The sequence below is a fragment of the Diaphorobacter limosus genome, assembly GCF_033100095.1.
GTDB classification, from domain to species: domain Bacteria; phylum Pseudomonadota; class Gammaproteobacteria; order Burkholderiales; family Burkholderiaceae_C; genus Alicycliphilus; species Alicycliphilus limosus.
Map to the genome: position 1 here is coordinate 577610 of NZ_CP136921.1, position 25456 is coordinate 603065.

At 62.9% G+C, this 25456-nt stretch carries 20 protein-coding genes, 1 tRNA gene and 5 pseudogenes; 20 read left to right on the top strand and 6 right to left on the bottom strand.

The genetic code is table 11. The features are described 5' to 3' along the window. The first annotated feature begins 20 nt into the window (after positions 1-20). From P4826_RS02825 to P4826_RS02905, 17 genes and pseudogenes are all read left to right on the top strand, one after another. Positions 21-488: a methyltransferase family protein gene (locus tag P4826_RS02825; protein ID WP_317702459.1), complete on the top strand. Its 468-nt coding sequence runs from the start codon at positions 21-23 to the stop codon at positions 486-488. A 15-nt stretch (positions 489-503) separates the two neighbouring features. After that, a complete protein-coding gene (locus P4826_RS02830; RefSeq protein WP_317702460.1) occupies positions 504-1541 on the top strand; it encodes a microcin C ABC transporter permease YejB in 1038 nt (345 codons plus the stop codon). A gap of 67 nt (positions 1542-1608) precedes the next feature. Then, the gene (locus P4826_RS02835; protein WP_317702461.1) at positions 1609-1899 is read left to right on the top strand and encodes a type II toxin-antitoxin system Phd/YefM family antitoxin; all 291 of its coding nucleotides are present in this window, start codon (positions 1609-1611) and stop codon (positions 1897-1899) included. A gap of 14 nt (positions 1900-1913) precedes the next feature. Further along, on the top strand, positions 1914-2318 hold the full coding sequence (locus P4826_RS02840) for a type II toxin-antitoxin system VapC family toxin (RefSeq protein WP_317702462.1): 405 nt from the start codon (positions 1914-1916) through the stop codon (positions 2316-2318). Beyond that, positions 2315-3355 carry an ABC transporter permease gene (locus P4826_RS02845; protein WP_317702463.1) on the top strand — a complete coding sequence of 347 codons (1041 nt, stop codon included), beginning with the start codon at positions 2315-2317 and terminating at the stop codon, positions 3353-3355. The genes P4826_RS02840 and P4826_RS02845 overlap by 4 nt, the downstream gene beginning before the upstream one ends. A 1-nt stretch (position 3356) precedes the next feature. Then, on the top strand, positions 3357-4994 hold the full coding sequence (locus P4826_RS02850) for an ABC transporter ATP-binding protein (protein WP_317702464.1): 1638 nt from the start codon (positions 3357-3359) through the stop codon (positions 4992-4994). Between the two features lie 243 nt (positions 4995-5237). After that, a complete protein-coding gene (gene thrS, locus P4826_RS02855) occupies positions 5238-7157 on the top strand; it encodes a threonine--tRNA ligase (protein ID WP_317702465.1) in 1920 nt (639 codons plus the stop codon). A gap of 80 nt (positions 7158-7237) precedes the next feature. Beyond that, positions 7238-7852 carry a translation initiation factor IF-3 gene (gene infC, locus P4826_RS02860; RefSeq protein ID WP_317703694.1) on the top strand — a complete coding sequence of 205 codons (615 nt, stop codon included), beginning with the start codon at positions 7238-7240 and terminating at the stop codon, positions 7850-7852. 175 nt (positions 7853-8027) lie between these two features. Next, complete coding sequence (rpmI, locus tag P4826_RS02865) at positions 8028-8231, top strand: 50S ribosomal protein L35 (RefSeq protein ID WP_317703695.1); 204 nt, start codon at positions 8028-8030, stop codon at positions 8229-8231. Positions 8232-8257: 26 nt separating this feature from the next. Then, on the top strand, positions 8258-8617 hold the full coding sequence (gene rplT / locus P4826_RS02870) for a 50S ribosomal protein L20 (RefSeq protein WP_317702466.1): 360 nt from the start codon (positions 8258-8260) through the stop codon (positions 8615-8617). 101 nt (positions 8618-8718) lie between these two features. After that, the gene (gene pheS, locus P4826_RS02875) at positions 8719-9771 is read left to right on the top strand and encodes a phenylalanine--tRNA ligase subunit alpha (protein WP_317702467.1); all 1053 of its coding nucleotides are present in this window, start codon (positions 8719-8721) and stop codon (positions 9769-9771) included. Between the two features lie 120 nt (positions 9772-9891). Then, positions 9892-12336, top strand: a complete 2445-nt coding sequence (gene pheT, locus P4826_RS02880) for a phenylalanine--tRNA ligase subunit beta (RefSeq protein ID WP_317702468.1) — start codon at positions 9892-9894, stop codon at positions 12334-12336. Then, positions 12333-12671 carry an integration host factor subunit alpha gene (locus tag P4826_RS02885; RefSeq protein WP_317702469.1) on the top strand — a complete coding sequence of 113 codons (339 nt, stop codon included), beginning with the start codon at positions 12333-12335 and terminating at the stop codon, positions 12669-12671. Before pheT ends, P4826_RS02885 begins: the two co-directional genes overlap by 4 nt. Positions 12672-12782: 111 nt before the next feature. Further along, positions 12783-13184, top strand: coding sequence for a MerR family transcriptional regulator (locus P4826_RS02890; protein ID WP_317702470.1), 402 nt, complete (start codon positions 12783-12785; stop codon positions 13182-13184). 33 nt (positions 13185-13217) lie between these two features. Beyond that, a tRNA-Pro gene (locus P4826_RS02895) sits at positions 13218-13294 on the top strand. Positions 13295-13467: 173 nt separating this feature from the next. Beyond that, positions 13468-14034, top strand: a complete 567-nt coding sequence (locus P4826_RS02900; protein WP_317702471.1) for a hypothetical protein — start codon at positions 13468-13470, stop codon at positions 14032-14034. Positions 14035-14274: 240 nt separating this feature from the next. Next, positions 14275-14496: pseudogene (locus tag P4826_RS02905) on the top strand (IS256 family transposase); the annotation flags it as partial. A gap of 193 nt (positions 14497-14689) precedes the next feature. On the opposite strand, the pseudogene istB reads toward P4826_RS02905, so the two are convergent. Further along, a pseudogene (istB, locus tag P4826_RS02910) lies at positions 14690-15408 on the bottom strand (IS21-like element helper ATPase IstB). A 58-nt stretch (positions 15409-15466) separates the two neighbouring features. Continuing rightward, the gene (gene istA, locus P4826_RS02915) at positions 15467-16993 is read right to left on the bottom strand and encodes an IS21 family transposase (protein WP_317703696.1); all 1527 of its coding nucleotides are present in this window, start codon (positions 16991-16993) and stop codon (positions 15467-15469) included. Between the two features lie 118 nt (positions 16994-17111). Here istA and P4826_RS02920 point away from each other — a divergent pair. Further along, positions 17112-17222, top strand: a pseudogene (locus P4826_RS02920) (IS3 family transposase); the annotation flags it as partial. Between the two features lie 94 nt (positions 17223-17316). Here the strand turns inward: P4826_RS02920 and P4826_RS19695 are convergent. The 4 genes and pseudogenes from P4826_RS19695 to P4826_RS02935 form a co-directional block, all read right to left on the bottom strand. Next, a pseudogene (locus tag P4826_RS19695) lies at positions 17317-17379 on the bottom strand (hypothetical protein); the annotation flags it as partial. Between the two features lie 83 nt (positions 17380-17462). Continuing rightward, positions 17463-18734, bottom strand: coding sequence for an IS256 family transposase (locus tag P4826_RS02925; protein WP_047350851.1), 1272 nt, complete (start codon positions 18732-18734; stop codon positions 17463-17465). 69 nt (positions 18735-18803) lie between these two features. Beyond that, on the bottom strand, positions 18804-18992 hold the full coding sequence (locus P4826_RS02930) for a hypothetical protein (RefSeq protein ID WP_317702473.1): 189 nt from the start codon (positions 18990-18992) through the stop codon (positions 18804-18806). Positions 18993-19167: 175 nt separating this feature from the next. Then, complete coding sequence (locus P4826_RS02935; RefSeq protein ID WP_317702474.1) at positions 19168-20589, bottom strand: tyrosine-type recombinase/integrase; 1422 nt, start codon at positions 20587-20589, stop codon at positions 19168-19170. Between the two features lie 508 nt (positions 20590-21097). Here P4826_RS02935 and carA point away from each other — a divergent pair. Next, positions 21098-22276 (top strand): glutamine-hydrolyzing carbamoyl-phosphate synthase small subunit, encoded by a 1179-nt coding sequence (gene carA, locus P4826_RS02940; protein WP_317702475.1) that lies wholly within the window; start codon positions 21098-21100, stop codon positions 22274-22276. After that, a pseudogene (gene carB / locus P4826_RS02945) lies at positions 22276-25440 on the top strand (carbamoyl-phosphate synthase large subunit); the annotation flags it as partial. The gene carA and the pseudogene carB, both read left to right, overlap by 1 nt. Positions 25441-25456: the final 16 nt, after the last annotated feature.

Below are 25456 nucleotides of genomic sequence, written 5' to 3' on the forward strand. Positions count from 1 at the left end.
TACAGCCTGTTTTAATCAAAATGTTCAATCTGGAACACAAGATCCCCCCGCCGGTCGTCGGCCTGGCCTGCGCCGGCCTGGCCTGGCTGCTGGCCGGCGCCGCGCCAGCTTTGGCGTTGCCGTGGTCGGCTCGGCTGGCGCTGGCCGTGGCGCTGCTGCTGGCCCTGGCCGGCCTGGCGCTGGAGCTGTGGGGCCTGTGGGTGTTTCGTTGCCACCGCACCACGCCCAACCCGCTGGCGCCCGAACGCGCGCGTGCCGTGGTGCAGTCCGGGCCGTACCGCTTCACGCGCAATCCCATGTATGTCGGCGTGGCCCTGCAGCTGCTGGGCTGGTGCGCGTACCTGCGCAACCCACTGGCGCTGCTGGCGCTGGTGGCATTCGTGGCCTACATCACGCGCTTTCAGATCCTGCCCGAGGAGCGGGCGCTGGCACAGAACTTTGGCGAGCCATACCGCCAGTACCTGCGCCTGGTGCGGCGCTGGCTCTGAATATCATCGACGCCCATGTTTGCCTACATCCTCAAGCGCATCCTGCTCATGCTGCCCACGCTGCTGGGTGTGCTGCTGTTGACCTTCGTCGTCATCCAGTTCGTGCCCGGCGGCCCGGTGGAGCAGTACCTGGCCGAGGCCAAGGCGGGCGCCGCCGGTGCAGGGGGCGGCGGCGAGGGCGGCGGCATGGCCTACCGCGGCGCGCAGGGCGTGGACCCCAAGCGCCTGGAGCAGATCAAGGCGCTGTACGGTTTCGACAAGCCGGCGCACGAGCGCTTTATCCAGATGCTGGGGCAGTTCGCGCGCTTCGACCTGGGGCGCAGCTTTTTTCAGAACAAGGACGTGTGGCAGCTGGTCAAGGAAAAGCTGCCCGTGTCCATCAGCCTGGGGCTGTGGACCTTTTTCATCAGTTACCTGGTCGCCGTGCCGCTGGGCGTGGCCAAGGCGGTGCGCGCGGGCTCGCGCTTTGACCTGGTGACCACGCTCATCATCCTGGTCGGCTATGCGATTCCGGGCTTTGTGCTGGGCGTGGCGCTGCTGGTGGTGTTTGGCGGGCAGCTGCAGTGGTTTCCGCTGCGCGGGCTGACGTCAAGCAACTGGGAGCAACTGAGCCTGATGGGTAAGGTGACCGACTACCTCTGGCACATCACCCTGCCCATCACCGCCATGGTGGCGGGCAGCTTTGCCGTGACGGCCATGCTGACCAAGAACGCGTTTCTGGAGGAGATCCGCAAGCAATACGTGCTCACGGCGCGCGCCAAGGGCCTCACCGAACGCCAGGTGCTCTGGGGCCATGTGTTCCGCAACGCGCTGATCCCCATCATCACCGGCTTTCCCTCAGCCTTCATTGGCGCGTTCTTCGCGGGTTCGCTGCTCATCGAGACGCTGTTCTCGCTTGACGGCTTGGGCCTGCTCAGCTACGAGAGCGTGATCCGCCGCGACTACCCCGTGGTGCTGGGCACGCTGTATTTGTTCACGCTGATCGGCCTGGTGACCAAGCTGATCTCCGACCTGTGCTACGTGTGGGTCGATCCGCGCGTGAAGTTCGATTGATGCCTGGGTTAAAAATGGACATAATTTATATCCAACTTGTCCATCATTCATCGTCTGGAGGTGCATCATGACCTGGAACATCGCCAGTGCCAAACAGCAGTTCTCCGAGGTCGTGCGCCTGACAGCCGAGGAGCCGCAGGCCATCTACAACCGCGACAAACCCGTGGCGGTGCTGATCTCGGCGCAGGAGTACGAGGAGTTCAAGGCCTGGCAGGCGCAGAAAAAACGCCCCACGCTGGCCGAGCAGTTCGACGAGATCCGGGCGCTGCTGGCCGCGCGGGGCGAGGACGGTATCGAACTGCCGCCGCGCACCACCCGCTACAACCCCATGGTCGATGACCCGCATTACTGGGATTGATGGGGACGCTGGCAATGCAATTGGCCGATACCAATGTCGTTTCTGAACTCATGCGCAAACGCCCGGATGCGGGCGCGCTGGCGTGGCGCGAGATGGTCGATGCCACCTATGGAAAAGTGACCATTTCTGCGGTGACCGTCGATGAAATCATGTACGGCCTGGCGCGCAAGCAGGATGCGGGTTTGCAGGCCTGGTTTGACGGCTTCATCGGCCGCAACGAGGTACTGCCCGTGACGCAGACCATTGCCTATCGCGCCGGCGAGATGCGCACGGGCTTTTCCCGGCGTGGCGTGGTGCGCAGCCAGGCCGACATGCTCATCGCCGCCACCGCCCAGATCCACGCCCTGACCCTGGTCACGCGCAATGTGCGCGACTTTGACGGCTGCGGCATAGGCCTGCTCAACCCCTTTACCGCATGAGCGCCGCAAGCCCATCCTTGTCCCCCGGCCGCCGCGCCTGGCGGCGTTTCCGTGCCAACCGCCTGGGCTTCTGGAGCCTGGTGCTGTTCTGCACCCTGGTCGTCATCAGCCTGGCTGCCGAGCTGGTCAGCAACGACCGGCCGCTCATCGTGCGCTACCAGGGGCAGACCTACTTCCCCATGCTCAAGGACTACCCCGAGACCACGTTCGGTGGCGACTTCCAGACGCCCGCCGACTACCTCGACCCCTATGTGCGCCGGCGCATCACCGAGGGCGGCAACTGGGCGCTGTACACGCTCAACCCCTACGGCGCCAATACCCTGAACTACTTCGCCAAGCAGCCCAACCCCTCGGGCCCGTCGCGCGATAACTGGCTGGGCACGGACGACCGCGGGCGCGACCTGCTGGCGCAGCTGATCTACGGCTTTCGCGTCAGCGTGCTGTTCGGCATGGCGCTCACCGTGGTCGGCGTGGCGCTGGGCGTGGCGGCCGGGGCCGTGCAGGGGTTCTTTGGCGGCAAGACCGACCTGGCCTTCCAGCGTTTCATCGAGATCTGGGGCTCCATGCCGGAGCTGTACCTGCTCATCATCTTCAGTGCGGTGTTTGCGCCCAGCATTGCGCTGCTGCTGGTGCTGCTCTCCCTGTTCGGCTGGATGGGGCTGTCGGACTATGTGCGCGCCGAGTTTCTGCGCAACCGCCAGCTCGACTACGTGAAGGCCGCGCGCGCCCTGGGCGTCAAAAGCGGCCACATCATCTGGCGCCACATACTACCCAACAGCATGACGCCGGTGGTCACCTTTCTGCCCTTTCGCATGGGCGCGGCCATCCTGGCGCTGACCTCGCTTGATTTTCTGGGCCTGGGCGTGCCGCCGGGCACACCCAGCCTGGGCGAGCTGCTATCGCAGGGCAAGAACAACATCGACGCCTGGTGGATCTCCATCTTCACCTTCGCCGTGCTGGTGACCACGCTGCTGCTGCTCACCTTCATGGGCGACGCGCTGCGCGACGCCCTCGACCCCCGCAAGGCGGAGCACTGACATGCGCGCCACTGCCCCCATGAACCCTCAGTCGCCCCCGCTCTTGCAAGTACGGGATCTGGAGGTGCGCTTTGGCGCCAAGCAGGTGGTGCACGGCGTGAGCTTTGACATCGCCCCCGGCGAGAAGCTGGCCCTGGTGGGCGAGTCGGGTTCGGGCAAGACCGTGACGGCGCTGGCCCTGCTGCGCCTGGCCGGCGACGCCCAGCTGACGGGCAGCGCGCTGATGGCCGGGCGCGATCTGCTGCAACTGAGCGAACGCGAGTTGCGCGGCGTGCGCGGCGGCGACATCGCCATGGTGTTCCAGGAGCCCATGACCGCGCTGAACCCGCTCATGCCCGTGGGCGAGCAGGTGGCCGAGGTTTTGATGCTGAAACAGGCCCTGACCAAGGCACAGAGCGCGCAATCAGCTATCGAATTGTTAGCAAGCACGGGCATCCCCGAGCCCGCGCGACGCGCCGGCAGCTTCCCGCACCAGCTCTCGGGCGGGCAGCGCCAGCGCGCCATGATCGCCATGGCCCTCGCCTCGCGGCCCAAGCTGTTGCTGGCCGACGAACCGACGACGGCGCTCGACGTCACGCTGCGCGGCCAGATCCTCGATCTGTTGTCCGACCTGCAGCGCCAGACCGGCATGGCCGTGCTGCTCATCACGCACGACCTGCTGCTGGTGCGCCGCTTTGCCGACCGCGTGGCGGTGATGGAGCAGGGCGTGCTGGTGGAGCAGGGCGCGGTGGCGCAGGTGTTTGGTACCCCGCAACATGACTACACGCGCCGCCTGATCGGCAGCACGCCGCAGCGCGACGTGATCGAGGGTGCGGCGGCCGAAGGCGCCACCCCCGCCGCCCAGGCCGATGCACTGCGCGTTGCCTATCCCGTGCCACTGCCGGGTTTTCGTGGCTGGTTTGCCAAGGGCGAGTTCGTGGCGGTCAACGGCGTGGGTTTTCAACTGCAGAGCGCGCGCACCCTGGGCGTGGTGGGCGAGTCGGGCTCGGGCAAGTCCACGCTGGCCCAGGCACTGCTGGGCCTGTTGCCGTCAACGGGTGAGTTGCAGGTGGCGGGCCAGGCCTGGCAGCAGCCGTCGCATGGCAACAGCTCCCATAACCAGGCCTTGCGCCAGCAGGTGCAGGTGGTGTTCCAAGACCCGTTCTCGTCGCTGTCGCCGCGCATGACCGTGGAAGAGATTGTCGGCGAGGGCCTGCAGGTGCACGCACCCCAGCTGCCGCTGCCTGAACGCCGCGCGCGCGTGGCCGCCATGCTGGCCGAGGTGGGCCTGACCGAGGCGCAGTTTCCCGGCCTGCTCGCGCGCTACCCGCATGAATTCTCGGGCGGCCAACGCCAGCGCCTGGCGATCGCGCGCGCCCTCATCGTGCAGCCGCAGCTGCTGGTGCTGGACGAGCCCACCAGCGCGCTGGACGTGACCATCCAGCAGCAGGTGCTGTCGCTGCTGCAGCGGCTGCAAAAGGAGCACGCCCTGTCCTACCTGCTCATTACCCATGATGTGGCCGTGGTGCGCGCCATGGCGCATGAGGTCATCGTCATGAAGGACGGCGAGGTGGTGGAGTCCGGCAGCGTGCAGCAGGTGCTGGATGCGCCGCAGCACCCCTACACGCAGCGCCTGGTGGAGGCGGCGCGCGCGCCGTGAGCGCAGCTCCAGGCCACTGCCGGCTAGAATATGCGCTTTACAAGATAACAAGGGCGAGAAAGGCAATGTCGGTTATGACACCGCGAACTACGACGGAGACCTCCACCGGCCGCTAAGGCTGGCCGTTCGCGCCTGCACGAGAGCTTTTCTCACCCTCACCAAAGCGCGGACTTTTGTACCGCGCTTTTTTGCTTCTGGGCCTCAAAGCGCGCGCCGCAACCGCAATTCCCAAGGATTTCTCACATGCTTCACATCACGCTGCCCGATGGTTCCCAACGCGAATTCCCCGGCCCGGTGACCGTGGCCGAGGTGGCCGCCTCGATCGGCGCTGGCCTGGCCAAGGCAGCCCTCGCCGGCAAGATCGGTGACAGGGTGGTCGATACCAGCCACCTGATCACCGAAGACAGCCCGCTGGCCATCGTCACCGCCAAGGATGCCGATGGCCTGGAGGTCATTCGCCACTCCACCGCCCACCTGCTGGCCTACGCCGTCAAAGAGCTGTTCCCGGACGCGCAGGTCACCATAGGCCCGGTGATAGACAACGGCTTTTATTACGACTTTGCGTACAAGCGCCCGTTCACGCCCGAGGATCTGGTGGCGATCGAGAAGCGCATGGCCGAGCTGGCCGCCAAGGACGAACCGGTGGTGCGCCGCGTGCTGCCGCGCGACGAAGCCGTGGCGTATTTCAAGGGCCTGGGCGAGCACTACAAGGCCGAGATCATTGCCAGCATCCCCAGCAACGAAGACGTCAGTCTGTACCGTGAAGGCGCGTTTGAAGACCTGTGCCGTGGCCCGCACGTGCCCAGCACCGGCAAGCTCAAGCACTTCAAGCTGATGAAGGTGGCCGGGGCCTACTGGCGTGGCGACCATCGCAACGAGATGCTGCAGCGCGTCTACGGCACGGCCTGGGCCAGCAAGGACGAACTGCAGAACTACCTGCACATGCTGGAAGAGGCAGAGAAGCGCGACCATCGCAAGCTCGGGCGTGAACTCGATCTGTTCCACATCGACGAGCATTCGCCCGGCACCGTGTTCTGGCACCCCAAGGGCTGGACGCTTTGGCAGCAGGTCGAGCAATACATGCGCCGCGTCTACCAGGACAACGGTTACCAGGAGGTCAAGGGTCCGCAAATCCTGGACAAGACCCTGTGGGAGAAGACCGGCCACTGGGACAAGTACCGCGAGAACATGTTCACGACCGAGTCGGAAAAGCGCGACTATGCCCTGAAGCCGATGAACTGCCCGGGCCACATCCTGATCTTCAAGCAGGGCATCAAAAGCTACCGCGACCTGCCGCTGCGCTACGGCGAGTTTGGCCAATGCCACCGCAACGAGCCCACCGGCGGCCTGCACGGCATCATGCGCGTGCGCGGTTTCACGCAGGACGATGGCCATATCTTCTGCACCGAAGACCAGATCCAGCCCGAGGTGCTGGCCTTCACGCAGTTGCTGCAGAAGGTCTACGCCGACTTTGGCTATAGCGACATCATCTACAAGGTGGCTACGCGCCCCGAGGCGCGCATCGGCTCGGATGAGAGCTGGGACAAGGCCGAGGCGGCGTTGATCCACAGCCTGGAGGCGTCGGGCTGCGCGTTCGAGATTTCGCCCGGCGAGGGCGCCTTCTACGGCCCGAAGATCGAATACACCTTGAAGGACGCCATTGGCCGGCACTGGCAGTGCGGCACGATACAGGTGGACTTTTCCATGCCCGAGCGCCTGGACGCCGAATACGTCGGCGAGGATGGCGGCCGCCACCGTCCGGTGATGTTGCACCGCGCCATCGTTGGTTCGCTGGAGCGCTTCATCGGCATCCTGATCGAGCAGCACGCGGGCGCGCTGCCGGTGTGGCTGGCGCCGCTGCAGGTGGCGGTGCTCAACATCACCGATGCACAGCAGGACTACTGTCGCGAAATTGCCGCAAAGCTGCAAAAAGCACTGCCCCATCAAGACCTTAGGGTGGTGACCGATCTGCGCAACGAAAAGATTACGTATAAAATACGCGAGCATGCGCTGCAAAAGCTGCCCTACATCCTGGTCGCCGGCGACAAGGAAAAGGCCGCCGGAGCCGTCGCAGTGCGCGCCCGGGGCAACAAAGACCTGGGTGTGATGTCCCTCGACGCCTTTGTCGAACTGATCGCACGGGACATCGCCTCCAAAGCCTGATTTTTGAGAATCAAACATCGCTTTGAAGCGCACAGGTGGTGCGTGAGCAGCTACGCTTTTCGTAGCTTTTTTGATTGAAGGTGAAAGCCATCGCTACTGAATTTCGTGACCGTCGCCAGCGTGAGGAACGCAAGCACCGTCTGAACCGTGAAATCACGGCGCCTGAAGTGCGCCTGTCTGGTCCTGAAAATGAGCCCATCGGCATCGTCAGCCTGCAGGAAGCCCTGCGCATGGCGGGCGACCTGGATGTGGATCTGGTGGAAATCGCCGCTACGGCCAGTCCTCCCGTCTGCCGCTTGATGGATTACGGCAAGTTCAAGTACCAGGAGCAGAAGAAGGCGGCCGAGGCCAAGGCCAAGCAGACGGTCATCGACATCAAGGAAGTGAAATTCCGTCCGGGTACGGATGATGGCGACTACAACATCAAGTTGCGCAACATCCGTCGCTTCCTGGCCGATGGTGACAAATGCAAGATCACGCTGCGCTTTCGTGGCCGCGAGATCACGCATCAGGAACTAGGCCTAGCACTGCTCAACCGCCTGCGTGACGACCTGGCCGACACCATTTTGGTCGAGCAGTTTCCCAAGCTCGAAGGCCGTCAGATGATCATGATGATCGCGCCGGCGCGCAAGAAGCCTGGGGTCAAGCCGGCGGCAGATGCCGCGCCGGTCGCCAGCGGCAGCGAAGCGGCGTAAGCAAAGAAAATTTGGCCGGCGTCCATTGCGAGATGGGCGCCAGCCGATAGGCGGTGCGAGAGCATTGCCGCACGGCGGACTGTAAAGCCTGCCGTTTTAAAAAGTGGCTCGGGGCCAGCAAGGATGCACAGTGGTGTGCAGACGCCTCACGAGCACAAATCAAAGGAGCATGCAAATGCCCAAAATGAAGACCAAGAGCAGCGCGAAGAAGCGTTTTCGCGTTCGTCCGGGTGGCACCGTCAAGCGCGGTCAAGCCTTCAAGCGTCACATCCTGACCAAGAAGACCACCAAGAACAAGCGCCAACTGCGTGGCATCGTGAATGTGCACGACGGTGACATGGGCTCCATCGCCAAGATGCTGCCCATGGCTGGCCTGTAATCAACTGACGAACAAGGAGAAAACACATGCCTCGCGTCAAACGTGGTGTAACGGCCCGCGCCCGTCACAAAAAGGTTCTCGCCCTGGCCAAGGGTTTTCGCGGTCGCCGCGGCAATGTCTTCCGCATCGCCAAGCAGGCGGTGATGAAGGCTGGTCAGTACGCTTACCGCGATCGCCGCAACAAGAAGCGCGTGTTCCGCCGTCTGTGGATCACGCGTATCAACGCTGCTGCGCGTGAACTGGGCCTGACCTACAGCCAGTTCACCAACGGCCTGAAGAAGGCCGCCATCGAGATCGACCGCAAGATGCTGGCCGACCTCGCGGTGCACGACAAGGCTGCCTTTGGCAGCATCGTGGAGCAAGTCAAGGCCAAGCTGGCTGCTTGAGTTCACGATAGATAGCTACTTGTTTTGTAGCTGTCTGCGCACAAACAGCAAGGGCTAGGGCTTGAAAAGGCGCTAGCCCTTGTTTTATTTCAAGAGTCGATATGAACGAGCTGGATTCCCTGGTGACAAGCGCGAGCGAAGCCTTCGCGCATGCTGCAACCCCTGCCGACCTGGAAAACGCCAAGGCGCTGTTTCTGGGCAAGTCGGGCCGCCTGACTGAACTGATGAAGGGCATGGCGCAGCTCTCGCCCGAGGACAAGAAGACGCGCGGCGCAGCCATCAACGTCGCCAAGCAGGCTGTGGAGGCCGCATTGACGGCACGTCGCCAGGCCCTGGCCCAGGCCGAGCTGGAACGCCAACTCCAGGCCGAGGCGTTGGACGTGACGCTGCCCGGCCGCAAGCAAGGCCGTGGCGGTCTGCACCCGGTGTCGCTGACGCTGGAGCGCATCGAGGGCATCTTCGGCTCCATGGGTTTTGACGTGGCCGACGGCCCCGAGATCGAGACCGACTGGTTCAACTTCACGGCACTGAACACGCCCGAGGACCACCCGGCGCGCTCCATGCACGACACCTTCTACGTGGAAGGAGGCACCGCCACAGCGCCCAACCTGCTGCGCACGCACACCAGCCCGATGCAGATCCGCCATGCCGTGCAGCATGTGAAGAAATACCGCGACCTGATTGACGCCGGCCAGGCCATGCCCGAGATCCGCGTCATCGCGCCCGGCCGCACCTACCGCGTCGACAGCGACGCCACGCACTCGCCCATGTTCCACCAGTGCGAAGGCCTGTGGATTGGCGAGAACGTCAGCTTCAAGGACCTGAAGGTCATCTTCACGGCCTTCTGCAAGACCTTCTTTGAAAGCGATGACCTGGTACTGCGCTTTCGCCCCAGCTTCTTCCCGTTCACCGAGCCCAGCGCCGAGATCGACATTCAGTTCCAGAGCGGGCCGCTGGCCGGCCGCTGGCTGGAGGTGGCCGGCAGCGGCCAGGTGCACCCCAACGTGGTGCGCAACATGGGGCTGGACCCCGAGCGCTTCATCGGCTTTGCGTTCGGCATGGGGCCGGACCGCCTGACCATGCTGCGCTATGGCGTGAACGATTTGCGCCTGTTCTTCGACGGCGACATCCGCTTCCTGTCGCAGTTCCAGTAACGCAAAAAGGTGAGTTGTTCGCGCTTGTCCTGATTGGATTTCAACACGTTTTCATATTGAAACGCACGTATAGCAAGCGCAATAAGCTCATTTTTAAAGAGCACGCCAAAGAATCTGACTATGCAATTTCCCGAATCCTGGTTGCGCGAATTCTGCAACCCCGCACTTTCCACGCAAGAGCTGGCCGACACCCTGACCATGGCCGGCCTGGAGGTCGAAGAGCTCGCCCCCGTGGCCCCGCCGTTCACAAAGATTGTCGTCGGCGAGATCAAGGAGGCCGTGCAGCACCCCGACGCCGACCGCCTGCGCGTGTGCCAGGTGGACGTGGGGCAGGGCGCCCTGCTGAACATCGTCTGCGGCGCGCCGAACGCCCGTGTGGGCATCAAGGTGCCCTGCGCCATGGTGGGCGCCGAGCTGCCTGCGGGCGACGATGGCAAGCCGTTCCTGATCAAGGTTGGCAAGCTGCGCGGTGTGGAGAGCTACGGCATGCTGTGCTCGGCGCGCGAACTCAAGCTGTCTGAAGACCATGGCGGCTTGCTGGAGCTGCCTGCAGACGCACCCCTGGGCCAGAACATTCGCGACTACCTGAAGCTCGACGACACGCTGTTCACGCTGAAACTGACGCCGAATCTGGCGCATTGCCTGAGCGTCTATGGCGTTGCGCGCGAGCTGTCTGCGCTGACCGGTGCGCCGCTCGCGCAGCCGCAATTTCCCAAGGCCGCAACCTCCATCGCCGACCGCGTGCCGGTGATCATCAGCGCGCCCGATCTGTGTGGGCGTTTCTCCGGCCGCGTGATCCGCAACGTCAACACCCGCGCGGCCACGCCGCAGTGGATGGTGGACCGCCTGGCGCGTTGCGGCCAGCGCAGCGTCTCGCCGCTGGTGGACATCTCCAACTACGTGATGTTCGAGTTCGGCCGGCCCAGCCACATCTTCGACCTGGACAAGATCCACGGCGGTCTGGATGTGCGCTGGGGAGCTGCGGGCGAGCAGCTCAAGCTGCTGAACGGCAACACCGTCACGCTGGACGAAAAGGTCGGCGTGATCGCCGACGAGCGTGCAGTCGAGTCGCTCGCCGGCATCATGGGCGGCGACGCCACGGCCGTGTCCGACGACACGCGCCACATTTACGTCGAGGCCGCCTTCTGGTGGCCCGAGGCTGTGGCCGGGCGCTCGCGCCGCTACAACTTCTCGACCGACGCCGGCCACCGCTTCGAGCGCGGCGTCGATCCGCAGCTCACCGTGGAACATATCGAGCGCATCACGCAACTCATCGTCGAGATCTGCGGCACGCCCGAGACGGCTTGTGCCCCCATTGATGACCAGCAGGTGAATCTGCCCGCGCCGAACCCGGTGCGCATGCGCGTGGCGCGTGCCGCCAAGGTCATTGGCATGCCGCTGACGCTGGCGCAATGCGTGGATGCGCTCAAGCGCCTGGGCCTGCCGGTGCAGCAGGGCGAGGGCGTGCTCACCGTGCAGCCACCGTCCTTTCGCTTCGACCTGCGGCTGGAGGAGGATCTGATCGAGGAAGTCGCCCGCGTGGTCGGCTACAACAACCTGCCCACGACGCCGCCGCTGGCGCCCATCACGCCCAAGCTACGCCTGGAGTCGCACCGCAGCAGCTTTGCCGTGCGCCGCGAACTGGCCGCCCTGGGCTACCAGGAAACCATCAACTTCAGCTTTGTCGAAGAGCACTGGGAGAAGGAGCTGGCCGGCAATGACACGCCCATCAAGCTGCTCAACCCCATTGCCAGCCAGCTGAGCGTGATGCGCTCGTCGTTGCTGGGTTCGCTCTTGCAGGTCTTGAAGTTCAACCTGGATCGCAAGGCTGCCCGCGTGCGCGTGTTTGAACTGGGCCGTGTATTCCTGCGTGATGCCAGCGTGAAGAACACCGACACCACGGTGGAGGGCTTTCATCAGCCCATGCGCGTGGCCGGTCTGGCCTATGGCGCGCCCGATGCGCTGCAATGGGGCCGCAAGGATAAGGCCGTGGACTTCTACGACGCCAAGGGCGACGTGGAGGCGCTGCTGGCGCCGCTGCGCCCAACGTTCGAGTCGGCCACGCACCCCGCGCTGCACCCGGGCCGCTGCGCCCGTGTGCTGCTGGCCGGCCAGGCCATTGGCTATGTCGGCGAGCTGCATCCGCAGTGGCGCCAGTCCTGGGATCTGCCGACGGCACCAATGCTGTTCGAGCTGGAGCTCGACGCCGTGCTGCAGCGCCAGGTGCCGGCCTTCCGCGCCGTCGCCAAGCGTCAGCTGGTGGAGCGTGACATTGCCGTGGTGGTGGCCGAGCGCGTTACGCATGACGAGGTGATGCGTGCCATCCGAGGCTCGTTGCCGGGTGAACTGTTGCGCTCGGCTGTGCTGTTCGACGTCTTCCGCCCTCAGCCGCAACGCGCAGGTGAGGCTATGGCTGCTGGTGCCATCGCCCAGGGCGAGAAGAGCCTGGCCATTCGCCTGACCCTGGGCAGCGACGCCGAGGCCTTGACCGATGCGCAAATTGATGCCGCCGTGCAGTCCGTGCTGCAGGCGTTGACCCAGCAAACCGCAGCGAGGTTGCGATGACGATGGAATCCGAGCCGATGGCAATCGAGTTTGCCGTGGACAGTCTGGAGTCGCCGGCGCTCACCAAGGCGCAGCTGGCCGATTTGCTGTTCGAGCATATCGGCCTGAACAAGCGCGAGTCCAAGGACATGGTGGACGCGTTTTTCGACCTGATCGCGCAAAGCCTGATCGCTGGCGAAGATGTCAAGCTCTCGGGTTTTGGCAACTTCCAGATCCGCACCAAGGCCGCGCGGCCCGGGCGCAATCCGCGCACTGGCGAGGCCATTCCCATCGAGGCACGCCGCGTGGTCACCTTCCATGCCAGCAGCAAGCTCAAGGAGCAGATCCAGGGGTGAGCGGCGCCAATGCCAGGTTGACACTGCTTTGCTTTTGCAACCGGTGGCAAGCCTGGTGGCCGCAATAGACCTGCAGTACTCTCAACGCTTTCGCCGCGTCAACGCATCACCATGAGCCAGTCGCTGCCCGCCATACCAGTCAAGCGCTACTTCACGATTGGTGAGGTGGCGCAGTTGTGCGGCGTCAAGCCCCATGTGCTGCGCTATTGGGAACAGGAGTTCACCCAGCTGCGCCCCATGAAGCGCCAGGGTAACCGGCGCTACTACCAGCACCACGAGGTGCTGATGATCCGCCGTATCCGCGACCTGCTGTACGACCAGGGTTTCACCATCGTCGGCGCACGCAACCGACTGCATGAGCTGGCGCAGGCAGACAAGGGAGCGCGTGACGCCGCGTTGCCGCCGGATGCATTGGACGATCAGCCGATTGATCGTGCCCCCGCCCTGGCCCTGCCGCTGGACTCCAATGCGCTCAGAACGGAATTGGAAGAAATTCGCGCACTTCTTTTTTAGTGCTGATTTTTCGGTATAGAATCCAAGTCTTGTCGGCGTGTAGCGCAGCCTGGTAGCGCACTTGCATGGGGTGCAAGGGGTCGCGAGTTCGAATCCCGCCACGCCGACCATTTATATCAAGGACTTAGCTTCGAAAGGAGCTAAGTCCTTTTTCTTTTCCGTGGAAATAGCCCAACAAATAGCCCAACACTTCGAATTGGTAGGGCACTCTGGCTGATGGCATTGCTGTACGGGCACCTTGAAGAGTGCCGGGCAGACTCCAACATGGACTGTGAGCCATAGAATGGATAAGAAAGAAGGAGAAGCGATGCAGTTTGAACAACTCAACGAACAGAGCTACAAAGCCACCTTGGAGCGCTGGACATGGGAGGCTGATGCCAATGACGTTTTCCCTCACGAGGTAGAGCGCAAACTTCGCTGGGTCGGTGAACTTTTGTCTAACGGCAAGGGTGACCCGAACTATCGGTCGTTGGCGTATGGCGTTTTCACCGTGGGCTCAGACGTACCGGCAGCGGTATGCGAGCTGGTCATTTCTCGGAAGACAATGAATGAGCGCTGGCTGAAGCTCTTGAGCGTCATCCTCTCCCCTGAGGTGGAAGCGAAGGTTGAAGCGGGGGATGTGGAGGCTATCCAAACTGCTGTCATGGCGTATCGCACTGCGGTTTCTGGTGCGTTTGATGCGCAGCTTGAGCACAACGCGGATACCTTGAAGTTGTACGGGCGGAATGAAGCTATGCTAAAGTTGCTTACTACGCTACTAGCGACTCTTCAGTCATCGGGCTCCGACTTTGATGCGAAGAAGGAAGGTCGTTGGCTTGTTTTGCGATCTATTTCAACTACTACTACCTGAGGTTCCTATGTCATCTACACAGTACATCGCAAGGGTGAATGCACACATGCAACTCCGTGCACAACTGTTGGCTGCGCTGGATAAAGCCATCGGTGAAGTAGGCCAGGAACATGTCGCTCTGGCGTTGATCGACAAAGTGAAGGCTGCTGCGTAGTCCCTTACTGGCGCTGCCTGGAAAAGAAGCCCGGAGCTTGTCAGAAATTTTGTGTGTGAGGCATAGCATGTCGACAAGGAGCATGAATGCCACGCAAGACCAAACCCACCGCTTTGGCGGACCAGGCGGCACAGCCGCAATTTCACATCCCGGCCGAGCTGCTTGACCAGTTGGTGACCGGGCCCATGACGCCGGGCCAAGTCCAAGGGCTGTTCGATCAGTTCAAGAAGTCAATTCTTGAGCGGGCGCTGGGCGCCGAGATGAGTCATCACCTAGGCTATGCGCCCGGCCAAGCCAAGCCCACAGGCGGATCAGCCTGTTGGCGCCGATTCAAAATTGAGCCACCGTGCCGCTTGAATTTTGAGCCAGGGCTGCAAGCCAGCCTGAGAGGGCCGGCTGTGGATAAGTGTAGTGCCTGATCCCGGTTAGTAATCTCCTTGAAGGACTGTTGTCATCGGTATTGAAGAAGGCAAGCCGCGCCAGCGGCTTGCCTTCTGGCCTTCAAAACGGCTGCCCCTTGTGTGCCTGTTCACGTGCCTTGATGCGTTTCTTGGCCACGGCCGTGCTGTGCAGGAAGCGGTGCGACTCGTTGCCCGTCTCCACGATGTGGCAATGGTGCGTGAGCCGATCCAGCAGCGCCGTGGTCATCTTGGCGTCGCCAAACACGCTGGACCACTCCTTGAAGTCCAGGTTGGTCGTGATCATCACGCTGGTGTGCTCGTAGAGCTTGGAGAGCAGATGGAACAACAAGGCACCTCCAGCCTGGCTGAAGGGCAGATAACCCAGTTCATCGAGGATGACCAGATCCATGCGCTGCAAGCTCGCTGCGATGCGCCCCGCCTTGCCCTGGGCCTTCTCCTGCTCCAGCGCGTTGACCAGATCCACTGTGGAGTAAAACCGCACCCGTGAGCCATGGCGCGTGATGCCCGCCACGCCGATGGCCGTGGCCAGGTGCGTCTTGCCCGTGCCGGGGCCACCTACCAGCACCACGTTGTGCGCCTGCTCGGTGAACGCCATGCCTGCGAGCTGTTCGATCAGCTTTCTGCCCACCGGCGAGCACTCGAAGTCAAAGCCCGCCAGGTCGCGGTGCACAGGGAACTTGGCCGTGTGCATCTGGTAGCTGATCGAGCGCATGGCACGGTCGCCGCCTCGGCCTGCAGCAGGTGCTCCAGCAACCAGCGCGAGCTCTCCAATGTCGCATGACCGCCTTGCTTGACCAGATCCTCCCAGGCCCCCGCCATGCCATACAGGCGCAGCTCTTTGAGCTCTTTGTCCAACTCACGCATGATCGGCCTCCTGCACGACAATGTCTGTGCGCAGGCTGTCGTAGCGTGCCGTGTCGGCCAGGGGGGCCTGGCTCACCTGCAGGATGGTCGCAACTGTCTCGGGCAGGGGCTGTGCCTGCAAGCGTGCCAGCACGTTGATGACGTGTTCGCAGCTCACCCGCCCTGAGGGTGGGGCGCTCTGCAGCGCCAGCTCCACCGCCACCAGTACCGCGTCCAGCCCTTGCTTGGGCACTTCGGCCAGCACCTGCGCCATGACCTTGTCGCCGCCGTCCTGATGCAGCAGGGCGCGCCGCATGCGTTGCAAGGGGTCGGGCAGATCGGCAAACGGAGCGCCGTTGCGCAGCGCCCCTGGCTTGCGCTCGATCAGTGGCACGTAGTGCTGCCAGTCGTAGCGTGTCTGGTTGCGCTCGCTCAGGCGCTCGTGCGTGGCCACCACGGTATCGCCGGCCACCACCACGATCTGCGCCGGGTACAGGTGCGTGCTGACCATCTGCCCTGCCCATTCACAGGGCACCGAGTAGCGGTTGCGCGCCACTGTCACCAGGCAGGTGCTGCTGACCCGCACCGGGTGCTCGACGTAGCCGTCAAACGCCGCAGGCATGGGCATGAGGTGCTCTTGCTCGAGTTCGAGCATCTCAGCGATGCTGAATTCTTTGTGCTGCGGGTGGCGCAACTCCTGCCACAGGGCCCGGCAGCGCTCGCCCAGCCAGGCGTTGAGTTCGGCAAAGCTGCCAAAGCGCCGCTGCCCGGCCTCCAGCCAGATGCGCCTGCGACTGTCCTGCACGTCCTTCTCCACGCGCCCCTTCTCCCAGCCGCTGGCGCGGTTGCAAAAGTCCGCATCGAACAGGTAGTGCGCGCACATGGCGGCAAAGCGGGCGTTGACCACGCGGCCCTTGCCCTTCTTGACCTTGTCAACGGCCGTCTTCATATTGTCGTAAATACCCCGGCGCGCCACGCCGCCCAGGGCCTCAAAGCTGCGTGTGTGGGCATCGAACAGCATCTCGTGGCCCTGGCTGGGGTAGGCCACCAGCCAGAACGCGCCGCTGGCGCACAGCAACATGTGCGAGACCTGCAGCCGGTAGTACACCCCACCGATCACCAGCCCGTCTTCGCTCCAGTCGAACTGGAAGGCCTCGCCCAGCTCGAACGTCAGGGGCACGAAAGCCTTGGCTGCATCGCCCTGGCCTTTGCCTTGGCGCCACTTGCGGATGAAGTCCGTCACCCGTGTGTACCCACCCTCGTATCCGGCCGCCTTGATCTGCGCAAACAGCGCCTTGGCCGTGCGCCGCTCCTTCTTGGGCCGCCTGGCATCGGCCTTCAACGCTTGTGTGAGTTCGGCCTCATAGGCCGACAGCTTCGTGGTCTTGACCGCCTCCCGGCGGTACTTGGGCTCGAGCGACTCAACCTCATCGAGCCACTTGGCCACCGTGTTCCTCGATAGCCCCGTCTCCCTCGATATCTGCCTCTTCGTCTTCTTGTCCCGGCGGTGCATCCGCCTGATCTTGCCAATCATGTCCATGGTGATCACCTTCTTCATTCCCCTGCTCAAAAATGCAGCAGGGTAGGTAAAACACCTGGCTCAAATTTGCGTCGGCATCACCGCAAAAAGTGGCTCAGTTTTCGGTCGGCGTCAACAGGACTGGATGGCCTTCTACAATCACCGCAGGCTGCATTCGTCGCTGGGCTACCTCAGCCCGATGCAGTACGAGCAGCGCTGGTACGAGGCACAGCGTAAAAAGGCCGCGTGAACCGTGGGTTAAGAGCTACACGAAACAGGGGCAAGGTCAGTGCCCACACGTTGACGGTCTGATAACTCACGCCCACGGCCTTGGCTACCTGCCGCTGAGATTGACCCGATGCAATCAGGCTTGCGGCCTGAATCTGGCGTGGTGTGAGCGTGGGCATGTTCGCATCCGTTCGGGAGTGTCAGGATTTCTGTGTGTGAGGCTGTTGAATCCGTCACTCAATCGTGAGGCGGTTTGGTGATCTTACTGGCCCGATCTGGTAAATCGGTCCTCGTAGAGGATCGCAAATTGGTTCATCGCTGATTTCCAGTGGTTGGCCGCCCGCCCCCAGTCCGCGGTGATGTTGCGCAGCGCCAGCCAGATCAGCTTGGTGGCCGCCTCGTCGCTGGGGAAGTGGCCGCGCGTTTTGATGATCTTGCGCAGCCGTGCGTTCACGCTCTCGATGGCGTTGGTGGTGTAGATCACGCGCCGCACCTCGGGCGGGAAGGCGAAGAACGGGATGACCTTGTCCCAGGCCCGGCGCCAGGCGCTGACCACGGTCGGGAACCGCTGCCCCCAGGGGCCGGCCGCAAACGCATCCAACTCGGCCTCGGCCGCCTCGGCGCTCACCGCGGTGTAGATGGGTTTGATGGCTGCGGCCAGCGCCTTGCGGTCTTTCCATGACGCAAAGTCCAGGCCACCCCGGATCAGGTGCACGATGCAGGTCTGCAGCGTCGTCGCCGGGAACACTGCGCCCAGCGCCTCTGGCATGCCCTTGAGGCCGTCGGTGACGGCAATCAGGATGTCCTGCACCCCGCGCGTCTTCAGATCGTTGAAGACCTTCATCCAGAACTTCGCCCCCTCGGTGTTCTCGATCCAGATTCCCAGGATGTCGCGCGAGCCGTCAGGCAGTACGCCCAGCGCCAGGTAGACGGCCTTGGAGCGCACCACCGCATCCTCGCGAATCTTGACCCGCAGCGCATCGAAGAACACCACCGGGTACATCGCCTCCAGCGGCCGTGTCTGCCAGGCCGTGACCTCGCCCATCACCTCATCGGTGACACGGCTGATGAGCTCGGGCGAGACGTCCACCGAGTACATCTCAGCCAGGAAACCCTGGATCTCGCGCACCGTCATGCCGCGTGCGTACATGGCGATGATCTTGTCGTCGAAACCCGTAAAGCGCCGCTCGTGCTTGCCAATGAGCTGCGGCTCGAAGCTGCCTTCGCGATCGCGTGGGACATCGATGCGCAGCGCCCCCACATCGGTCAGTACGGTCTTGGTGCTCTTGCCGTTGCGGTGGTTGGCTGATCCGCCTGTGGGCTTGGCTTGGCCGGGCGCATAGCCTAGGTGATGACTCATCTCGGCGCCCAGCGCCCGCTCAAGAATTGACTTCTTGAACTGATCGAACAGCCCTTGGACTTGGCCCGGCGTCATGGGCCCGGTCACCAACTGGTCAAGCAGCTCGGCCGGGATGTGAAATTGCGGCTGTGCCGCCTGGTCCGCCAAAGCGGTGGGTTTGGTCTTGCGTGGCATTCATGCTCCTTGTCGACATGCTATGCCTCACACACAAAATTTCTGACAAGCTCATCCGTTCCGATGTGTTCACCTGGGCTTGCATCCGACCGTCAGGTCGTGACGTGGAAGACGTTTTTCTTTGAGTAGCCGGTAAAAGGTCGGTCGGCTTACCTTGATCCATCCCTGAATTTCCAGGGGGCTCAGAAGTTCATCAACACCAGCGGGGGTGGTGGCAGGTGTGCGGGTGGACTTGGCTTTGTTGACTGTGATCGCCATGGCAGTGGGGTGCAGAAAAGGTTGTTGCGTGTGCAACCGTTTCTGTTCGGGCCATGGGACTCGGCTCGGAGGCAGAAAGCGGCGTTGCGCCGGTTCCTTTGCCCGGTGATCGGGCCGCACTCCATTGCGAAAGGAGCCGCCATTGTCTCATGCGCGGCTGTTGTTGCTCAAGGGGTTATGCACTCAATTTCAGAGGCAGCGCCACCACGTTGGACTTCTTCCCGCTCAGTACCCAATCCAGGTGCTGACCCAGCTTGTCCCATGCGGCCTGCTGTTCGGCCCAGCGGTTGGAGACTTGATAAGCGGCAATCAGCGGGTTGGCTGGCGTGTGGTTCAAACACTTTTCGATGATGTCCACCGACACGCCAAGATGGGCCATGATCGTTGCACCAGTGCGGCGGAGGTCGTGCGGTGTCCACTTGCCACCAGGGAGGGTTAGGGTGCCGGTCGCCTTGGTGCGGCCACTCATGGGCGTGTCACGTTCTTGTCGGTCGCCAAACTGCTTTGCCAAGGACTTCGGGCATACGTGATCGGCTGGGGTGCCGTCCTTGCGGTTGTTCCTGCCGGGGAGTACCCATTGGCTGGTGCCAGTGAGTGAGTGGAGTTCACGGAAGTGTCGGAGTGCGAAGGCGCTCAGGTAGATGTGGTGCGCCTTGCCGTTCTTTGTCTCGGGTAGGAACCACACGCCCTTGGTCAAGTCCACGTCCTTCCACTGTGCCTTGGCAATCTCGCCCACACGGGCCAGGGTGGACAACAGAATCCAAATGGTGAGTTCGCTTTCTCGTTGCAGGCGTGCCGATGGCAGGCGGGTGTGGAGTTCCTGAAGCTCGGCTTCCGGCTGCGTGGTGGTGGGTGATACGTCCCATAGAACGCGGTCGCGTGGTGTGGCCTTACCGCCTATGTCCTTGCGGCGCACATCTTCCAGCGGGTGGGCTTGGATGTAACCCATGCGCCTGCACCAGTTGAAAAACTGCGTCAGGTCGTTGAGCAAGCGGTTAGCCATGCGGAGGGCTCCGCGTTCCTTCACGCTGTTCAGGACGTGGAGGCAATCGGTTTTGGTGACTGCCTGCACTGGCTTGGAGCCGATGGCGGGGAACACGTCCTTGGTGAAGGAGCGGATCAACTCTACGCCGTTATCAAAGCGCCCGGTTTCCTGTTCGCCAGACACGCGCTTGGTCAACTCCACGGACTGCCACTTGAGGGCGAGGGCTTCCACTGTTTCAGTTTCATGGATTCGCACCTGTTCTGCCTGGGCCTGGGCTTCCTTCACCTTGGACAGTTGCCGGGTGGCGTTGGGGTTGCGGCCTGCTTTGACTTCGGACTGTGCCCACTCATGGGCTTGCCGGATGGTTGCCAGGGAGTCACCAGGCCAGGAACCCGCCGTGAAGTCCACCAGCTTCCCGCCGTGACGGAAGCGCCAGCGGAACCAGACGGAAGCGGAACCGTCCTTCAGGCGCTTCACCACGCCATACAGTCCACCAGCTTCCGATACGCGGGTGATCGCGGGCGACTTCAGTATGGCCTCAAGTTCCTTGTGCTGCCAGCGGTCGCCCTTGGGCTTCGCCGTGCTGGTGGTGGTCTGGATGGTGTCGGTCATTGTTCGCCCCGTGTGCGGCCTTCTGGTGGCCTTGCTGTACCTTGTTGGGCTGGGGCTATCGAAAAATAGCCCAACAAATAGCCCAACACCTTCATGAGCTACAGCGTAACACTTTGGCTAGTGAATGAGACACTGAAAGCGCCTAAGTGTTTGACAAACCTAGTTAAATTGGTGGTTTGCCGTACCCGGCTCATGGTGGTGAAATTGTAATCTCACCTAAATGGGGTGCAAGGGGTAGCGAGTTCGAATCCCGCCACGCCGACCATTGATTGAAAAGGGCCACCGTTTACGCGGTGGCCCTTTTGGTTTTTGGTTCGGCGCGGGTGCCTATTTTCGGGCCTGTTGCGAGAAAAACCTCTCGGGCTTGATGGCGTGACCTCCCTTTATAATGAGAGGCTTTTCTGCAAAAACGTCGCCCGGACGCATCCAAAGCAACTCCCCAACAAGCAGCAGTCCGCAAACAAGGTTTTGTGGGCTCCGGGCGACCCGACTCATTTCGGAGATCCCAGTGCTTTCGTCACTCAAGGCAGCTTTCCCGCCAGCCATTCTGGCGCTCGCAGACGGCACGGTGTTTATCGGCAATTCCATTGGTAGCGTCGGCACGACTGTCGGCGAAGTGGTGTTCAACACCGCCATGACCGGCTACCAGGAAATTCTCACAGACCCGAGCTACTGCCAGCAAATCGTCACCCTGACCTATCCGCACATTGGTAACTATGGTGTCAATGAGGAGGATATGGAATCGTCCAAGGTGCAGGCTGCGGGCCTGGTCATTCGCGACCTGCCGCTCATCGCCAGCAATTTCCGTGCGCAGCAAAATCTGTCGCAGTTCCTGAACGCGCAGGGTGCTGTGGCGATTGCCAATATCGATACCCGCAAGCTCACGCGCCTGCTGCGCGAAAAGGGTACGCAAAACGGTGCCATCGTGGGCCTGGCCGCCAGCGAGGCGGTGACGCCCGAGCGCATAGCCGCGGCCATCGCCGCCGCGAAGAACGCCCCCAGCATGGCGGGCCTGGATCTGGCCCGGGTGGTCAGCACGCAGCAGCCCTATGCCTGGGAGCAGACCGAATGGGAGCTGGGCCAGGGCTTTGGCAAGCTGGACAAGCCGCGTTTTCATGTCGTGGCCTATGACTTTGGCGTCAAGCGCAACATCCTGCGCATGCTGGCCGAGCGTGGCTGCAAGCTGACCGTGGTGCCGGCGCAGACCTCGGCCGAGGAAGCGCTGGCCCTTCAGCCCGATGGCATCTTCCTGTCCAACGGCCCGGGAGACCCGCAGCCCTGCAGCTACGCCATCGAGGCGGCACGCACCTTCCTGGACAAAGGCATCCCCACCTTCGGCATCTGCCTGGGCCACCAGATCATGGCCCTGGCCCTGGGCGCCCAGACCTTCAAGATGCCCCATGGCCACCATGGCGGCAATCATCCGGTGAAGACGCTGGCCAGCGGCCATGTCTGCATTACCAGCCAGAATCACGGCTTTGCCGTGGATGCGGCCACGCTGCCGTCCAGCGCACGCGCCACCCATGTGAGCCTGTTTGACGGCACGCTGCAGGGCCTGGAGTGCACCGACAAGCCTGCCTTCAGCTTCCAGGGTCACCCGGAGGCCGCGCCCGGCCCCAACGACATTGGCCACCTGTTCGACCGTTTCATGGTGTCCATGGCAGCAGCAGGCCAGGAGAAGAAATAATGCCCAAGCGCACAGACATTCAAAGCATTCTCATCATCGGCGCCGGCCCCATCATCATTGGTCAGGCCTGCGAGTTCGACTACTCCGGCGTGCAGGCCTGCAAGGCGCTGCGCGAGGAGGGCTACCGCGTCATCCTGATCAACAGCAACCCCGCCACGATCATGACCGACCCGGCCACGGCCGATGTGACCTACATCGAGCCCATCACCTGGCAGACGGTGGAAAAGATCATTGCCAAGGAGCGTCCGGACGCCATCCTGCCCACCATGGGCGGGCAGACCGCGCTCAATTGCGCGCTGGATTTGTGGCGCAACGGCGTGCTGAACAAATACCGTGTCGAGCTGATAGGCGCCAAGCCCGAGGCCATCGACAAGGCCGAGGATCGCCTGAAGTTCAAGGACGCGATGACGCGCATCGGCCTGGCGTCGGCACGCTCGGGCATTGCACACAGCATGGACGAAGCCTGGGCCGTGCAGAAGAATGTGGGTTTTCCCACGGTGATCCGTCCCAGCTTCACGCTGGGCGGCACGGGCGGCGGCATTGCCTACAACCCGGAAGAGTTCGAGACCATTTGTAAGCGCGGCCTGGAGGCCTCGCCGACCAACGAGCTGCTCATCGAAGAGTCGCTGCTGGGCTGGAAAGAGTACGAGATGGAGGTGGTGCGCGACCGTGCGGACAACTGCATCATCATCTGCTCGATCGAGAACCTCGACCCCATGGGCGTGCATACGGGTGATTCCATCACCGTGGCCCCGGCGCAGACCCTCACCGATCGTGAGTACCAGATCCTGCGCGACGCCAGCATCGCCGTGCTGCGCGAGATCGGCGTGGACACGGGTGGTTCCAACGTGCAGTTTGCGGTCAACCCCAAGGACGGGCGCATGATCGTGATCGAGATGAATCCGCGCGTCTCGCGCTCGAGCGCGCTGGCCTCCAAGGCCACGGGTTTCCCGATCGCCAAGGTGGCCGCCAAGCTGGCCGTGGGCTATACGCTGGACGAGCTGAAGAACGAGATCACCGGCGGCGCCACACCGGCCTCGTTCGAGCCCTCGATCGACTATGTGGTTACCAAGATCCCGCGCTTTGCGTTCGAGAAGTTCCCCACGGCCGACAGCCGCCTGACCACGCAGATGAAGAGTGTGGGTGAGGTCATGGCCATGGGCCGCACCTTCCAGGAGTCCTTCCAGAAGGCGTTGCGCGGCCTGGAAGTGGGCGTGGACGGCATGAACGAGAAGACCCAGGATCGCGAGATCCTGGAAAAGGAGCTGGGCGAGCCCGGCCCCGAGCGAATTTGGTATGTGGGCGACGCCTTCGCCCAGGGCATGAGCGTCGATGAGGTGTTTGATCTCACCAAGATCGATCGTTGGTTCCTGGTGCAGATCGAGGAGATCGTGAAGATTGAACTCGACCTGGACAAACACTATGCCGACAAGGGTGACCAGGCGCTGGCCCTGCTGGACGCCGCCACCCTGCGCGCCTTGAAGCAGAAGGGCTTTTCCGACCGCCGCCTGGCCAAGCTGCTGCATACCACCGAGAAGGCGGTGCGCGAAGCACGCCGTGCCCTGAACGTGCGCCCGGTCTATAAGCGCGTCGATACCTGCGCGGCCGAATTCCCGACGAATACTGCGTACATGTATTCCAGCTACGACGAGGAATGCGAGGCAGCGCCGACAACCAAGAAGAAAATCATGGTGCTGGGCGGTGGCCCGAACCGCATCGGCCAGGGCATAGAGTTCGACTACTGCTGCGTGCACGCGGCGCTGGCCATGCGCGAGGACGGTTACGAGACCATCATGGTCAACTGCAATCCCGAGACCGTGTCCACCGACTACGACACCTCGGATCGCCTGTACTTCGAGCCGCTGACGCTGGAGGACGTGCTGGAGATCGTGGACAAGGAAAAGCCCGAGGGCGTGATCGTGCAGTACGGTGGCCAGACGCCTTTGAAGCTGGCCCTGGGCCTGGAGCGTGAGGGCGTGCCCATCATCGGCACCACACCCGACATGATTGATGCCGCCGAGGATCGCGAGCGTTTCCAGAAGCTCTTGAACGACCTGGGCCTGCGCCAGCCACCCAACGCCACGGCCCGCACCGAGGCCGAGGCGCTGGAAAAGGCCGCCGCCCTGGGCTACCCGCTGGTGGTGCGCCCCAGCTACGTGCTGGGCGGCCGCGCCATGGAGATCGTGCACGAGCAGCGCGACCTGGAGCGCTACATGCGCGAGGCCGTCAAGGTCAGCAACGATTCGCCCGTGCTGCTGGATCGCTTCCTGTCCAACGCCATCGAGTGCGACGTGGACTGCGTGCGCGACGCCACCGGCGCCGTCTTCATCGGCGGCGTGATGGAGCATATCGAGCAGGCGGGCGTGCACTCGGGCGACAGCGCCTGCTCGCTGCCCCCGTACTACCTCAAGGCCGACACAGTGGCCGAGATCAAGCGCCAGACCACGGCTATGGCCCATGGCCTGAACGTGGTGGGCCTGATGAACGTGCAGTTCGCCATTCAGGAAACCGATGCCGGCGACGTGATCTACGTGCTGGAGGTGAACCCCCGCGCCAGCCGCACCGTGCCCTTTGTGTCAAAGGCCACCGGCATTCAACTGGCGAAGGTGGCGGCGCGCTGCATGGCGGGGCAAAGCCTGGCCAGCCAGGGCATCACGAAGGAGGTGACGCCGCCTTATTTCAGTGTCAAGGAAGCCGTGTTTCCCTTCGTCAAGTTCCCTGGTGTGGACACCATCCTCGGCCCCGAGATGAAATCCACGGGCGAAGTCATGGGTGTGGGCGCAACCTTTGGCGAGGCTTTCGTGAAGAGCCAGCTGGGTGCGGGCACCAAGCTGCCGACCGAGGGCAAGGTGTTCCTCACGGTGAAGAACGCCGACAAGGGCCGTGCTGTATCCATAGCGCGCGACCTCTCGGCCATGGGCTTTGAGCTGCTGGCCACCAAGGGCACGGCGGCGGCGATTGCCGAGGCCGGCGTGGCCGTGCAGGTGGTCAACAAGGTCACCGAGGGCCGGCCGCACATCGTGGACATGATCAAGAACGACGAGATCGCCATGGTCATCAACACCGTGGAAGAGCGCCGAAATGCCATTGCCGATTCGCGTGCCATCCGCACCAGCTCACTGCAGTCGCGCGTGACCACGTTCACCACCATCTTTGGCGCCGAGGCGGCGGTGGAGGGCA